This is a genomic window from Nocardioides sp. NPDC058538 (genome assembly GCF_042719275.1).
In the GTDB taxonomy this organism is placed as follows: domain Bacteria; phylum Actinomycetota; class Actinomycetes; order Propionibacteriales; family Nocardioidaceae; genus Nocardioides.
This window is the reverse complement of sequence record NZ_JBHXNY010000004.1, coordinates 47,597-61,022: the sequence shown is the minus strand read 5'-3', so window position 1 is coordinate 61,022 and position 13,426 is coordinate 47,597. Positions and strand designations below refer to the sequence as shown.

Genomic DNA, 13,426 nt, shown 5'->3' with positions numbered 1-13,426 from the left:
CCTCGTGGTCACCCCCTTGCCCGAAACAAGAACGTGTTCTAATCTGGACACGTGTCCAGCGCAACGAGCACCCGCCAGGCGGAGACGGTCGAGCGAGTATTCGCCGCAGGTCTGGAGGAGCTGCGCGAGGTAGGGCACGAGGCACTGACCGTCCGTTCGGTCGCTGCCCGGGCCGGGGTCTCCCCGGCCACGGCGTACACCTACCTCGCCTCCAAGAACCATCTCTTCGCCGAGCTCTTCTGGCGCCATCTGGCCGAGACGCCGGCGGTCGAGGAGACCGGAACCCGCGTGGAGCGGGTGCAGGCGGCCGTACGCAGCCTCACGACCCGGATCGCGAAGGAGCCGGCGCTCGCCGCGGCGGTCACGCCGGCGCTGCTGGGAAGCGATGCCGATGTCGAGCGGCTGCGGCTGCGGATCGGGGCCGAGTTCGCTGCCCGGTTCGAGGCGGCGCTCGGCGAAGGTGCCGCAGAGGCCGAGCGAGAAGCCCTGCTGCTCGCCTTCTCCGGAGCGCTGCTGCAGGCGGGCATGGGCCTGATGACCTACGACGAGATGGCCGACCGGCTCGCCCCGGTCGTCGCCGTGATCGTCGGTAAGGAGTGAGATGACGAGCACCACCACCGAGATCTTCGACCCCTACGACTACGACTTCCACGAGGACCCCTACCCGGTCTATGCCCGGCTGCGGGACGAGGCGCCGCTCTACTACAACGCCTCCGACGACTTCTGGGCGCTCTCCCGGCACGCCGACGTGCACGCCGCGGTGAAGGACGACATCACCTTCTCCAACCGGATGGGCGTCTCGCTCGACGCCAGCGCCTGGAACGGCGAGGCCCATCGGGTGATGTCCTTCCTGGCCCTGGACGGCAAGGAGCAGACCCGGCTGCGCAAGCTGGTCTCGGCCGGGTTCACGCCGCGCCGCGTACGCGAGCTCACCCCGCAGATCCAGGCGCTCGCCGACCACTACCTCGACGCGCTGGTCGCGGCCTGCGCTGAGACCGGCGAGGCGGACTGGATCGCCGAGCTCGCCGGCAAGCTCCCGATGGACGTCATCTCGGAGATGATGGGTGTCCCCGTCGCCGACCGCGACGAGGTGCGGCGCCTGGCCGACCTGGTGGTGCACCGTGAGGACGGCGTACGCGACGTGCCGGAGGCCGGGATGACGGCCGCGCTCGAGCTGATCGGCTACTACGCCGAGATGGTCGCGCAGCGGCGCGAGCAGCCCAGCGAGGACCTCACCTCGGCACTCATCGAGGCCGAGGTCGACGGCGACCGGCTGCTCGACCACGAGGTGATCGCGTTCCTGTTCCTGATGGTCGTGGCCGGCAACGAGACGACCACCAAGCTGCTCGGCAACGCGCTCTTCCACCTCGGCGCCCACCCCTCTCAGCTCGCCGAGGTCTTCGCCGATCCCGGGAACACCGCGCCGGTGGGCGCGTGGATCGAGGAGACCCTGCGCCACGACACCTCCAGCCAGATGCTGGCCCGCTACGTCGCCGAGGACGTCGAGCTCCACGGCCAGGTCGTCCCCGCCGGGTCGAAGCTGCTCGTGCTGCTCGGCTCGGCCAACCGTGACGAGCGCGTCTTCACCGCGCCGGACGTCTTCGACATCCATCGCCCGGCCGACGAGCTCGGCAGGATCATGAGCTTCGGCGTCGGCCGGCACTTCTGTCTCGGCGCCAACCTCGCCCGGCTCGAGGCCCGCGTCGTGCTGGCGGAGCTGGTGCGGCGTACGCCCGGATTCGAGGTCCACACCGATCGCGCTGTCCGGGTGCACTCCACCAGCGTGCGTGGGTTCGCGCAGCTGCCTGTCACGTTCACCCGGAGGGTGCGATGAGCGGGGCGGATGCTCACCGAGGTAACTCGGTCAGCGCGTCGGATGCTCACCGAGGTATCTCGGTCGGCAACCACCTACTTCGTGGAACTCCGCGAGGTCAGTACGCATTCGCCGAGTTACCTCGGTCAGCATCCCGGGAGGACACATGAAGTACGCCCAGCCCGACCGCCGTCCGGCGGTGATCACCGGGGCCTCCTCCGGGATCGGCGCGGAGACCGCGAGGGCGCTGGCCACAGCCGGTTTCCCGGTCGCGCTCGGCGCCCGGCGGCTCGACCGGGTCGAGGAGATCGCCGCCGCGATCCGTGCCGACGGGGGAGAGGCGGTCGCGCACCCCCTCGACGTGACCTCCGACGACTCGGTGGCGGAGTTCGCCGCGAAGGTCACCGCGGACCTGGGCGACGTCGAGGTCCTGGTCAGCAACGCCGGTGTCACCCACCCGGGCGCGACCGTCGACGTCCCCACGGAGACCTTCGCCGGCCAGGTCGATGTCAACCTGCTCGGCGCCCACCGGGTCTTGCGCGCCTTCGGGCCCGGGATGATCGAGCGGCAGCGCGGCGACCTGGTCTTCCTCTCCTCCGACGTGGCGTTGAGGCCGCGACCGTTCATGGGAGCGTACGCAGCCTCCAAGTGGGGCCTGGAAGGCATGGTCAACGCCCTCCAGATGGAGCTCGAGGGCACCGGGGTGAGGGCGTCCATCGTGCGACCCGGCCCCACCCACTCCGACATCGGCAACGAGTGGCCCGCCGAGCTCGGCGGCTTCGTGCTGGAGCAGTGGGTCAGATGGGGCCTCGCCCGCCACCCGCACTTCCTCAAGGCCCGGGCACTGGCCGACGCGATCACGTCAGTCGTGACCGCCAAGCGCGGAGTCCACATCAGCACCATCGACGTCAACCCCGAAGCCCCTGTGCAGGAGCCACGATGACGATACCCACCGTCTCCACCGTCCTGGACGACCTCGACCCCAGCGTCCCCGAGATCATCCGCGGCACCGGGCACCTGCCGGAGATGCGGGTCGACCCGATCTCGCTGTTCTCCCGTGTCCGCGAGGAGTGCGGCGACCTCGGGCGCTTTCGGCTTGCCGACAAGGACGTCGTCCTGGTCACCGGTGCCGAGGCCAACGAGGCGTTCTTCCGGGCGCCCGACGAGGTGCTCGACCAGGCGGCCGCGTACCCGTTCATGACGCCGATCTTCGGCAAGGGCGTCGTCTTCGACGCCTCGCCGGAGGAGCGGCAGCAGATGCTGAAGAACCAGGCGCTGCGCGGCGACATGATGCGCGGGCACGCACAGACCATCGAGGCGGAGATCCGCCGGATGATCGCCGGCTGGGGCGATGAGGGCGAGATCGATCTGCTCGACTTCTTCGCCGAGCTGACCATCTACACCACCTCGGCGTGCCTGGTCGGGAAGCCGTTCCGCGAGGAGCTGGACTCCTCCTTCGCCCAGCACTACCACGAGCTGGAGCACGGCACGGACGCGATCGCGTACGTCGACGCGTACGCCGACATCGAGAGCTTCCGGATGCGCGATGCCGCCCGGGAGAAGCTCGTCGCGCTGGTCCAGGCGATCATCGACCAGCGCGTCGAGCGTGGGAAGGTGCCGAAGGACGAGCGGGATCTGCTCGACGTGCTGATCTCGATCGACATGGACACCGACACCATCACCGGGGTCTTCATCTCGATGATGTTCGCCGGCCACCACACCTCCTCCGGCACCGCGTCGTGGGCGATGATCGAGCTGCTGCGGAACCCCGAGGTCATGGGCGATGTCGTCCAAGAGCTCGACGAGCTGTACGCCGACAGCAGCGACGTCTCCTTCCAGGCGCTGCGCTCGATCCCGGCGCTCGAGGCGGCCCTCAAGGAGACGCTGCGGCTGCACCCGCCGCTGATCATCCTGATGCGGCTGGTGCGCGAGGACTTCGAGCTGCTCGGCGAGACCATCCCGGCCGGCACCCTGCTCGCCGCCTCGCCACGGGTCTCCAACCGGATCGAGGCCGACTTCCCGAAGGCGGAATCCTTCGACCCGAGCCGCTACATCGACCCGCGCCAGGAGGACATGCAGAACCGCTGGACCTGGATCCCGTTCGGCGCAGGCAAGCACCGTTGCGTCGGCAACGCGTTCGCGATGATGCAGATGAAGGCGATCTTCTCGGTCATCCTGCGCGACTACTCGTTCGAGGCGGCGCAGCCGCTGGAGTCGTACGCCGACGACTTCACCAAGATGGTGATCCAGCTCCAGCAGCCCTGCCGGGTCCGCTACCGGCGGCGGCCCGTGGGTGGTGGCAGCGCATGAAGCTCGCCGCTGACCCGGGGCTCTGTCAGGGGCACCAGGAGTGCCTCGCCGAGGCCCCGGAGCTCTTCGCCTTCGACGACGACAGCTACCAGGTCGTCGTACGCATCACCGAACCGTCCGAGGAGCAGCTTCCCGCCGCGCGTGCGGCCGTGAAGTACTGCCCTGCTTTCGCTCTCACCCTGGAGGACTGAATGGACCGCGCCGAGATCGAGAGGTTCTGGGCCGACTGGCTCGGCCTTAACCGTAAAGCAGAGGCTGAGGGTGATTGGGCACCGCTGGCCGACGTGTATGCCGAGGACGCGACGTACGGCTGGATGTACACCCCCGACGAGCACTTCATGGCCGTGGGCCGCGAGCAGATCCGGGAGTGGGCGCTCGGCACCGAGATGGCCGGGCTCGAGGGCTGGCACTACGACTACCAGGCGACGGTCATCGACGACGTCAACGCCATGGTGATCGGCTTCTGGCGGCAGCGGGCCGGGATCGTCGACGACGCGACCGGCGAGGAGTACGAGATCCTCGGGATCGGCGGCTCCTGGTTCGGGGTCGCACCGCGCTCCGACGGCGACGGGCTGGAGGTCGCCTGGCAGCGGGACTGGTTCGATCTCGGGTCGACCGCAACCACCTTCCTCGACATCGTCAAGGCCAAGAAGGCCACCGCCGGTCTGCTGGAGCGGATGTCGCTGAACGGCATCGAACAGCCCGGCCACTACCGCCTCGCCGACCTGCCCTCGACCGTCTGGCCGCCGCCGGTGGCGGCCGGGAAATTCGTGACCCAGGAGTCCGTGTGACGACCCGAACCCCGACCAACCCGCCCGCCCGGCAGCTCGTCGACGGCAAGCTCGGCGCGGCCAGCTCCGGCGAGACGTACGCCATCCTCAACCCGGCCACGGGGCAGGAGATCGGGCGCGCGCCCGACTCGACGGCCCAGGACATGGACGCCGCGATCGCCGCCGCGCGCAAGGCCTTCGACGAGACCGACTGGTCGACCGACGTGGCGCTGCGGATCCGGTGCCTGCGCCAGCTCCACCGGGCGATCCTCGACAACGCCGAGGCGCTGCGCGAGCTGACGACCGCCGAGGTCGGCGCGCCCGCGTTCCTGGTCGCCGGGCCGCAGTTCGACACCCCGGTCGAGACGTTGCAGTGGACCATCGACCTCGCCGAGTCCTTCCAGTGGGAGCGGGACCTTGGCGTCGGGGTCACGATGGGCATCTCCTCGCGGCGCACGGTGCGGCGCGAGGCTGTCGGCGTGGTCGCCGCGATCACGCCGTGGAACTTCCCCAACCAGATCAACCTGGCCAAGATCGGACCGGCGCTGGCGGCGGGCAACACGGTGATCCTCAAGCCCGCCCCGGACACGCCATGGCTGGCCGCGGAGCTGGGCCGGCTGGCGGCCGAGCACACCGACCTCCCGCCGGGCGTCTTCAACGTCGTCACCCCGCGCGACAACCGGGTCGCCGCGATGCTGGCCGAGGACCCGCGGGTCGACCTGGTCTCCTTCACCGGCTCGACGGCCACCGGCCGGGCGATCATGGCGGCCGCGGCGCCGAGCCTGAAGAAGGTCTTCCTCGAGCTCGGCGGCAAGTCCGCGGCGATCGTCCTCGATGACGCCGACGTCGCCTCGGCCGCCTCGATGGCGGCCTTCTCGGTGTCCGTCCACGCAGGTCAGGGCTGTGCCCTGACCACCCGACTGCTGGTGCCTCGTGAGTCCTACGACGCGGCCGTCGAGGTGGCCGCGGCGACGATGGCCTCCCTCGGCGCGGGCGACCCCGCCGATCCCGGCACCATCTGTGGTCCGGTGATCTCGGCGGTCCAGCGCGACCGGATCCTCGGCTACCTCGCGCTCGCCGAGGAGGAGGGTGGCCGCATCGTCACCGGTGGCGCCGTCGCGGTCCAGGACGGCGACCTCGCCGACGGCTTCTGGATCCAGCCGACCGTCGTCGCCGGCCTCGACAACTCCGCCCGCGTCGCCCGCGAGGAGATCTTCGGCCCCGTGCTCACGGTCATCCCGCACGATGGCGACGACGATGCCGTACGCCTCGCCAACGACTCGCCCTACGGCCTCTCCGGCTCGGTGGAGTCCGGGTCGCTGGAGCGCGCGAAGTCGGTCGCCGCCCGGATCCGCACCGGCACCATCGGTGTCAACGGCGGCCAGTGGTTCGGCCCAGATGCGCCTTTCGGCGGCTACAAGCAGTCCGGCCTCGGCCGGGAGATGGGTGTCGAGGGCTTCGAGGAGTACCTGGAGACCAAGCTGATCGCGGAGCCCGCATGAGCACAGGAGAGACCATGAGGTTCGAGGGCAAGGTCATCGTCGTCACGGGGGCGGCGCAGGGAATCGGCGAGGCGTACGCGAAGGGGCTCGCCGCCGACGGGGCCGCCGTCGTCGTCGCCGACCTGAACGAGGAGAAGGGGCAGCAGGTCGCCAAGGAGATCGAGGCGTCCGGTGGCGTCGCCAGGTTCGTACGCTGCGACGTCTCCGACCACGCGTCGGCGGCCGCGCTGGTGGCCGAGACCACCGAGGCGTACGGCGGGATCGACGGGCTGGTCAACAACGCCGCGATCTACGGCGACATGGCCTTCGACCTGCTGATCACCGTCGACTGGGACTACTACGAGAAGTTCATGAGCGTGAACCTCAACGGAGCCCTCGTGATGACCCGCGCCGTCTACCCGGCGATGCAGAAGCGGGGCGGCGGGGCGATCGTCAACCAGTCCTCGACCGCCGCCTACCTCTACTCGGGCTTCTACGGGCTGGCCAAGGTCGGCATCAACGGGCTGACCCAGCAGCTCGCCCACGAGCTCGGCGGGATGAACATCCGGGTCAACGCGATCGCGCCGGGGCCGACCGACACCGAGGCGACCCGCACCCAGGCCGGTGACGCGGCCAAGGAGATGACGAAGCAGATGGCGATCAAGCGCCTCGGCACCACCGAGGACATGGTCGGGACCGCGAAGTTCCTCCTCTCCGAGGACTCCTCGTGGATCTCCGGCCAGATCATCGCCGTCGACGGTGGCGGGACGTTCCGGCTATGACCCGCGCGGGGTTTGTCGGGCTGGGCAACATCGGCAAGCCGATGGCGCTCCAGCTCGCGGGCACGGACGGGATCGAGCTCTGGGTCCACGACATCGCGACGGAGCCGGTCGCCGAGCTCGAGTCAGCGGGTGCGAAGGCGGCGGGCTCGGTCGCCGAACTCGCCGAGACGGTCGATGTGCTGAGCGTGATGGTGCGCGACGACGACCAGGTCCGCGAGGTGCTCACCGAGGCATTGGCCGTTGCCGGCCGCCGCCCCGGCGAGAACCAGCTGACCGTCATCGTGCACTCCACGGTCGCGCCGGACACCCCCGAGGAACTGGCCGCGACCGCCGAGCCCCACGGCGTACACGTCCTCGACGCCCCCGTCTCCGGCGGCCCGATGGGAGCCGCGGCGGGCACCCTGGCCATCCTCGTGGGCGGCAGCCCCGAGGCGTACGCAGCGGCAGGTCCGGTCCTGACCGCGATGGGCTCCAAGGTGGTCCATGCCGGCCCGGTGGGCGCCGGGACGAGGTTCAAGCTGGCCCGCAACCTGCTCCACTTCGCCTCCTTCACCGCCGCCACCGAGGCTCAGCGCCTAGCCGAGGCGGCCGGGCTCGACCTGGTGGCGCTCGGCGACGTCGTACGCCACACCGACGCGATCACCGGTGGGCCGGGCGCGATCATGCACCGCGACACGACCGCGCCGATCGAGGAGACCGACTTCTGGCACGGCGTCTTCGGCCACGTGGTCGCACTGGGGGAGAAGGACCTCGGCTTCGCGATCGCGCTCGCCGAGGAGCTCGGCGTCGAGGTGCCTCTCGCCCGGCTCGCGCTCGAGCGCCTGGCGCCGGGGCTCGGGCTGCCCAAGGACTGAACAAGGAACGGACACATGACTACAGAGCACATGAGTGATGGCACCGACAAGTTCGCCGACCTTCCCGAGCAGCGCGCCAAGGGCCTGCGCAAGATGGAGGAGGTCTACGGCTTCGACATGGCCGACGGCGAGGGCGACTTCTTCCGCTACACCGCCGACCATCTCTTCGGCGACATCTGGCAGCGCCCGGGCCTGAGCACCCGCGATCGCCGGCTCCTGCTGATCGGCCTGCTCGCCGGCCAGGGTGCGGCGGACGTGCTCGGGATCCAGGTGCCCGCGGCGTACGCCAACGGCGAGCTCTCCGAGGACGAGCTGCGCGAGATCGTGGTTTTCCTGAGCCACTACGCGGGCTGGCCCAACGGTGCCAGGATGAACACGGTCGTCGAGGAGACCATCGGGAAGGCCCGGAGGGAAGCTCAGCGGAAGGCCCAGGGAAAGGCTCAGCGCTCATGACGTACGTCATCACCCAGTCGTGCTGCAACGACGCCTCCTGCGTGGAGGTCTGCCCGGTCGACTGCATCCACCCCGGGCCCGACGAGCCGGGCTTCGGCGCCGCCGAGATGCTCTACGTCCATCCCGACGAGTGCATCGACTGCGGCGCCTGCGAGGACGCCTGCCCGGTCAACGCGATCTTCCCGGACTACGAGGTCCCGGACGCGTTCGCGCCCTACGTCGACATCAACGCCGCCTTCTTCGAGTTCACCGGCGAGCAGGAGGAGCCCGCGCCGCTGCCGTCGCTGGGACCCAAGATCACCGGCAACGGACCGCTCAAGGTGGCCGTGGTCGGGGCCGGTCCGGCGGGTTGGTACGTCGCTGAGGAGCTCGCCGCCACCCGCCGCTGCGACGTCGAGATCACCGTCATCGACCGGCTCGCGACCCCTTACGGCCTGGTCCGCTACGGCGTCGCGCCGGACCACCTGGACACCAAGGAGATCGTCTCCGGCTTCGCGAAGACGGCCCGCCACCGCCGGGTGCGGACCCGCTACAACGTCGAGATCGGGCGCGACGTCACCCACGAGGAGCTGGTCGGCGCCCACCACGCGGTGGTCTACACCACCGGCGCCGGCGAGGGCCGCAGCCTCGGCCTGCCGGGGGAGGAGCTGCCGGGGTCGACCTCCGCAGCGGAGCTCGTCGGCTGGTACAACGGCCATCCCGACCGAGCCGAGCTCACCTTCCCGCTCGCGCACGAGCGGGCCGTCATCATCGGCAACGGCAACGTCGCCCTCGACCTGGCCAGGCTGCTGCTGGCCGACGAGGCGGCTCTGTCGGCCTCCGACCTGGCTCCGGCCGCGCTCTCCGCCCTGGCGGCCAGCGGCATCCGCGAGGTCGTCGTCACCGCCCGCCGCGGCGCCGAGCACGCCGCCTTCACCAGCCCGGAGCTGCGGGCGCTGGCCGACGCCCTGGGCATCGACGTCGTGGTCGACGAGGCGGACCTGACCGCCCTGCCGACCGAGGCGGACACGATCGAACGCAACGCCCACACCTTCGGGGCGCTCCAGAAGGCCGACCTGCTCCGCGACCTGGCCGCCCGGCCGCGTACGGACGCCGCGAAGCGGCTGGTCCTCCGCTTCGGACTGACGCCCACCGAGCTCCTCGGCACGCAGACCGTCACCGGGGTGCGCTTCGCCAGCGGCGAGGAGGTCGAGGCCGGGCTGGTCGTCCGGGCCACGGGCTACCGCTCCGCGGGCGTAGCCGGCGTCCCGAACGAGGCCGGTACCGGCCGCTTCCTGCACGAGACCGGCCGGGTGATCGGGGCCGAGGCCACCTACACCGCGGGCTGGGCGAAGCGCGGTCCCAGCGGAGTGATCGGCACCAACCGCGCCTGCGCCGCCGAGACCGTACGCACCCTCCTGGACGACTACGCCGCCGGCTCGCTCGCCGATCCGGCCGGAGAGTCCCTCGACGACCTCCTGGCCGAGCGTGGCGTGATCGTCGTCGACCAGACCGGCTGGAACACGCTCGACACCCACGAGTGCGAGTCCGGCAAGGAGGTCGGCCGGCCACGGGTGAAGGTGACCGACCGGGAGGAGCAGGTGCGGATCGCGGCCCTCGCACGCGTTTGACCGGTGCCCATTGGGCATGTCTGCAAGAGTGGGTGAAAACCGATTCCTCGGGGGAAAGGCACTCCATGTCTGGCAGCGACTACAAGGACTGGAACCAGTCGATCATCGACGAGTTCCGCTCGAACGACGGCAACGTGACCTCAGTGCCCTTCGGGCGCGGGCTCGTGCTCGTGCACCACACCGGCGCCAAGACCGGCACCGAGCGGGTCTCGCCGGTGGCCAACCTCCACCCGGATCCCGACACCTGGCTGATCGCCGCCTCCAAGGCCGGCGCGCCCGAGAACCCGGCGTGGTACCACAACCTTCTCGCTCACCCGGAGACCAAGATCGAGACCCCCGACGAGGGGGTCGTCGAGGTCGAGGTCAGCGAGCTGAAGGGCGCCGAGCGCGATGAGGCCTGGGAGCGTTTCAAGGCGATGAGCCCCGGGTTCGGCGAGTACGAGGCGAAGACCGAGCGGGTCATCCCGGTCCTCGCGCTGCGGCGGCGCTGAGCCTCAGACCGGTGTGATCGGCAGCGACCGGCGCGGCTCGAAGGCGAAGTCCGCGCCGGTGCTGAACCGCACCACCGCGACCTCGGCGGCCTCGGGAGCGGGTTCGGGGCGGCGTACGACCTCGACCCGCCAGCGGTCCTCGAGGTCGCTCACCTCCACGTCGAGGTGAGGGTCGAGGGCCTGCACCGCGACCTGAAGCGGAACGAACCATTCCGGCCCGATCAGCGAGACCCAGGCGCCGTCCTCGTCGGCGGCCGAGGGCCGGACGACCAGCGCGTCGGCAGCCACCTCGACCGAGACGTACGCAGCGGGGTTGAGCATCGGATGGAGCGCGAGCAGCCGCAGGGCGCCCTTGGTGTCCGGCGGCAGGGAGAGTGCCCGGGCGAGGCGTGAGCCGGCGATGCCGGCGACCCCGACCAGCTGCTTGCGGCGGATCTCGACGAGCTGCTCGGGCGACGTCACCCGGGACTCCAACGCGAGGGTGAAGCCACGGTCGAGCAGCGCCATCTGTAGACAGACCTCGTCGGCGATGCGCACCAGCGCCGAGCGGGAGAAGCCGGCCAGGTCGAGGTCGGAGACCAGCGGCCCGGCGTAGTCGGCGGCGCCGTACTCGGACGGATCGATAGGCGCCAGCTCGAGCCCGGCCGCGCGGGAGCGCTCGTTGACGGCCAGCTCGGGGATCGCCACCGCCTCGGGGTTGGCGTCGTCGATGGTCACCGTCCAGCGGCAGTGGGGCGTCCGACCGGCCGGCACCCTCGGCGGCCGGTGGACCGGGCGCACCTGTGCCCGGGGGTGGGTCGCGATGGCGGTGGCGTCGAAGGTGGGGTCCTCGATGTCGTGGCACATCCCGCGGACGTACTCCTCGCCCATCGGCTCGACGTCCATCAGTGCACCGCAGTGGTCGAGGTGGAACTCGCCGTGGTGGGCATCGTGGACGGTGTAGCGGAAGTCCATGAACTGCGGCGGTGCGCCGATGTCGAGCTGGAGACCCTTGAAGATCGTCGGTACGTCCCCCTGACCCGCCACAGCCGGCGCATAGCCCAGCGCGGTCTGCATCCGCCGGGTGTAGATCGGCGAGGCGGCGGCCCACTCCACGATCGCGATCCGGAGCATCTCCTCACGCCCGAAGGCGGAGATGCACCACGCCATCCCGGAGCGGTCGATCAGCTGGCCGATCAGGAGGAGCTCGCGGACGAGCTCGGCGAGCTCCTCCCGGGTCAGCTCGGCGTAGCGGGAGCGGATCAGCTCTGCAGAGGTCAACGAATGCCGAGCTTCCGCATCCAGCGCAGCGACGTCTGCATCTGCTTGGCATAGTCGTCGAAGGTCTGCTTGCCCTGCGGCCCCATGACCTGCTTCTTCAGGGTCGCGACGTTCTGGGTCTCGGTGTACTTCAGCAGGCCCTGGTCACCGTGACGGGCACCGACACCGGACTGCTTCATGCCGCCCGAGGGGGTGGACTTCGAGGCGTACGCGGTGGCGAGGCCGTCGTTGATGTTGACGTTGCCCGACTCGATCCGCGCTGCGATCGCCTGGGCGCGCTTGAAGTTCGTGGTCCACACCGAGGCGTTGAGCCCGTAGTCGGTGTCGTTGGCCAGCTCGATCGCCTCCTCGAGGGTCGAGTAGCGGTGCAGCGAGACCACCGGCCCGAACGTCTCGGTCACCCCGTGGAGCATCTCCTTCGTGGTGCCCTCCAGGATCGTCGGCTCGAAGAAGGTCGGCCCGATGTCGGGACGAGCCTTGCCGCCGGTCAGCACGGTGGCGCCCTTGGTGACCGCGTCCTCGACGTGCGACTGCACCCGCGCCAGATGGTCGGGGGAGACCAGCGCCCCGAGGTCGGGCCCGAAGGCGTACGCCGCCTCGATCCGCATCCCCGCGACGGCGGCGACGAACTTGTCACGGAACTCGTCGTACATCGCCTCAGGGATGTAGATCCGCTCGATGTGCATGCAGATCTGGCCGGTGTTGCCGAAGACGGCGAACATCGAGCCGCCGACGGTCTCGTCGATGTCGGCGTCGTCGAGGACGATCATCGGGTTCTTGCCGCCGAGCTCGAGGCAGGCGCCGATCAGGTTGCGCCCCGCCTGCTCGCCGATCACCCGGCCGGTCGCGGTCGAGCCGGTGAACATCGCGTAGTCGACGTTGTCGAGCATGGTCGGGCCCACGTCCGGCCCCTCGCCGCAGACCACCTGGAACAGGCCCTTCGGCAGGCCCGCCTCCTCGAGCAGCGAGATCCCGAACAGCGGCGAGAGCGCCGTCTTGTTGTCGGGCTTGAGCAGCACCGCGTTGCCGGCCATGAGCGCCGGGATCGCATCGGAGAGACCGGTCGCGAACGGGAAGTTCCACGGCGCGATGATCCCGATCAGACCCCGCGGCGGGTGGCGCTCGATCGAGCTCGACAGCACCGGCATCACGCCCGGGCGCTTCTTGTCCTTGAGCAGCTTCGGCGCCCGCTTGAGGTAGTGCGAGATCACCATCGGCGGGTCGCAGACCTCCTCGAACGCGATCCGCCGGGCCTTGCCCGACTCGGCCTGGATGAGGTCGGCGATCTTGTGCTGGTTGCGCAGGATCAGCTCGTGGGCGCGCTTGAAGACGGCAAGCCGCTCCGGGAGCGGAGTCGCCGCCCACTTGCGCTGGGCGGCCCGTCCTGCCGCGGCGGCCCGCTCCACGTCCTCCGGTGAGGACTGCGGCAGCGCCACCAGCACCTCACCGGTGTAGACCTCGGTCAGCTTCCAGGACGCACCCGTCGAGGACGGAACCCGGGAGACCAGCTCGGCCAGCAGCTCCTCGGTGATCCAGTCGGGGCGGCGTACGTCTGCTGTCTTCGCGGTGTCAGTGCTCATGTCTGCTTCCGATCAGCGGTTG

The 13,426-nt window shown here is 70.2% G+C and carries 14 protein-coding genes; 12 read left to right on the top strand and 2 right to left on the bottom strand.

Annotated elements, in window-relative coordinates; genetic code table 11:
* Positions 1–51: 51 nt before the first annotated feature.
* The 12 genes from ACFWQC_RS05055 (at position 52) to ACFWQC_RS05000 (ending at position 10,564) form a co-directional block, all read left to right on the top strand.
* Positions 52–600: a TetR/AcrR family transcriptional regulator gene (locus ACFWQC_RS05055; protein ID WP_378673948.1), complete on the top strand. Its 549-nt coding sequence runs from the start codon at positions 52–54 to the stop codon at positions 598–600.
* 1 nt (position 601) lies between these two features.
* Positions 602–1,834: a cytochrome P450 gene (locus tag ACFWQC_RS05050; protein ID WP_378673945.1), complete on the top strand. Its 1,233-nt coding sequence runs from the start codon at positions 602–604 to the stop codon at positions 1,832–1,834.
* Between the two features lie 145 nt (positions 1,835–1,979).
* On the top strand, positions 1,980–2,756 hold the full coding sequence (locus tag ACFWQC_RS05045) for an SDR family oxidoreductase (RefSeq protein WP_378673942.1): 777 nt from the start codon (positions 1,980–1,982) through the stop codon (positions 2,754–2,756).
* Positions 2,753–4,123, top strand: coding sequence for a cytochrome P450 (locus tag ACFWQC_RS05040; RefSeq protein WP_378673939.1), 1,371 nt, complete (start codon positions 2,753–2,755; stop codon positions 4,121–4,123). The genes ACFWQC_RS05045 and ACFWQC_RS05040 overlap by 4 nt, the downstream gene beginning before the upstream one ends.
* Positions 4,120–4,314: a ferredoxin gene (locus ACFWQC_RS05035; protein ID WP_378673936.1), complete on the top strand. Its 195-nt coding sequence runs from the start codon at positions 4,120–4,122 to the stop codon at positions 4,312–4,314. Before ACFWQC_RS05040 ends, ACFWQC_RS05035 begins: the two co-directional genes overlap by 4 nt.
* Entirely contained in the window at positions 4,315–4,914 is a 600-nt protein-coding gene (locus tag ACFWQC_RS05030; protein ID WP_378673933.1) for a hypothetical protein, read from the top strand.
* Positions 4,911–6,395, top strand: a complete 1,485-nt coding sequence (locus ACFWQC_RS05025; RefSeq protein WP_378673930.1) for an aldehyde dehydrogenase — start codon at positions 4,911–4,913, stop codon at positions 6,393–6,395. Before ACFWQC_RS05030 ends, ACFWQC_RS05025 begins: the two co-directional genes overlap by 4 nt.
* Positions 6,392–7,156, top strand: a complete 765-nt coding sequence (locus ACFWQC_RS05020; RefSeq protein ID WP_378673928.1) for an SDR family oxidoreductase — start codon at positions 6,392–6,394, stop codon at positions 7,154–7,156. Before ACFWQC_RS05025 ends, ACFWQC_RS05020 begins: the two co-directional genes overlap by 4 nt.
* Positions 7,153–8,010 carry an NAD(P)-dependent oxidoreductase gene (locus ACFWQC_RS05015; protein WP_378673925.1) on the top strand — a complete coding sequence of 286 codons (858 nt, stop codon included), beginning with the start codon at positions 7,153–7,155 and terminating at the stop codon, positions 8,008–8,010. The genes ACFWQC_RS05020 and ACFWQC_RS05015 overlap by 4 nt, the downstream gene beginning before the upstream one ends.
* A gap of 15 nt (positions 8,011–8,025) precedes the next feature.
* Entirely contained in the window at positions 8,026–8,463 is a 438-nt protein-coding gene (locus ACFWQC_RS05010) for a carboxymuconolactone decarboxylase family protein (RefSeq protein ID WP_378673922.1), read from the top strand.
* The gene (locus ACFWQC_RS05005) at positions 8,460–10,073 is read left to right on the top strand and encodes an FAD-dependent oxidoreductase (RefSeq protein WP_378673919.1); all 1,614 of its coding nucleotides are present in this window, start codon (positions 8,460–8,462) and stop codon (positions 10,071–10,073) included. Before ACFWQC_RS05010 ends, ACFWQC_RS05005 begins: the two co-directional genes overlap by 4 nt.
* A gap of 65 nt (positions 10,074–10,138) precedes the next feature.
* Entirely contained in the window at positions 10,139–10,564 is a 426-nt protein-coding gene (locus ACFWQC_RS05000; RefSeq protein ID WP_378673916.1) for a nitroreductase/quinone reductase family protein, read from the top strand.
* A gap of 3 nt (positions 10,565–10,567) precedes the next feature.
* Here ACFWQC_RS05000 and ACFWQC_RS04995 read toward each other — a convergent pair whose 3' ends face one another.
* Together ACFWQC_RS04995 and ACFWQC_RS04990 are read right to left on the bottom strand one after the other, a co-directional pair.
* Positions 10,568–11,824 carry a hypothetical protein gene (locus tag ACFWQC_RS04995; RefSeq protein WP_378673913.1) on the bottom strand — a complete coding sequence of 419 codons (1,257 nt, stop codon included), beginning with the start codon at positions 11,822–11,824 and terminating at the stop codon, positions 10,568–10,570.
* The gene (locus ACFWQC_RS04990; RefSeq protein ID WP_378673911.1) at positions 11,821–13,404 is read right to left on the bottom strand and encodes a succinic semialdehyde dehydrogenase; all 1,584 of its coding nucleotides are present in this window, start codon (positions 13,402–13,404) and stop codon (positions 11,821–11,823) included. The genes ACFWQC_RS04995 and ACFWQC_RS04990 overlap by 4 nt, the downstream gene beginning before the upstream one ends.
* Positions 13,405–13,426 lie beyond the last annotated feature (22 nt).

What these genes read in the sequence shown, in the direction of transcription:
- ACFWQC_RS05050 (WP_378673945.1), top strand. Translation starts at nt 602, where the DNA reads ATGACGAGCACCACCACCGAGATCTTCGACCCCTACGACTACGACTTC.
- ACFWQC_RS05045 (WP_378673942.1), top strand. Translation starts at nt 1,980, where the DNA reads ATGAAGTACGCCCAGCCCGACCGCCGTCCGGCGGTGATCACCGGGGCC.
- ACFWQC_RS05040 (WP_378673939.1), top strand. Translation starts at nt 2,753, where the DNA reads ATGACGATACCCACCGTCTCCACCGTCCTGGACGACCTCGACCCCAGC.
- ACFWQC_RS05035 (WP_378673936.1), top strand. Translation starts at nt 4,120, where the DNA reads ATGAAGCTCGCCGCTGACCCGGGGCTCTGTCAGGGGCACCAGGAGTGC.
- ACFWQC_RS05030 (WP_378673933.1), top strand. Translation starts at nt 4,315, where the DNA reads ATGGACCGCGCCGAGATCGAGAGGTTCTGGGCCGACTGGCTCGGCCTT.
- ACFWQC_RS05020 (WP_378673928.1), top strand. Translation starts at nt 6,392, where the DNA reads ATGAGCACAGGAGAGACCATGAGGTTCGAGGGCAAGGTCATCGTCGTC.
- ACFWQC_RS05015 (WP_378673925.1), top strand. Translation starts at nt 7,153, where the DNA reads ATGACCCGCGCGGGGTTTGTCGGGCTGGGCAACATCGGCAAGCCGATG.
- ACFWQC_RS05010 (WP_378673922.1), top strand. Translation starts at nt 8,026, where the DNA reads ATGACTACAGAGCACATGAGTGATGGCACCGACAAGTTCGCCGACCTT.
- ACFWQC_RS05005 (WP_378673919.1), top strand. Translation starts at nt 8,460, where the DNA reads ATGACGTACGTCATCACCCAGTCGTGCTGCAACGACGCCTCCTGCGTG.
- ACFWQC_RS05000 (WP_378673916.1), top strand. Translation starts at nt 10,139, where the DNA reads ATGTCTGGCAGCGACTACAAGGACTGGAACCAGTCGATCATCGACGAG.
- ACFWQC_RS04990 (WP_378673911.1), bottom strand. Translation starts at nt 13,404, where the DNA reads ATGAGCACTGACACCGCGAAGACAGCAGACGTACGCCGCCCCGACTGG.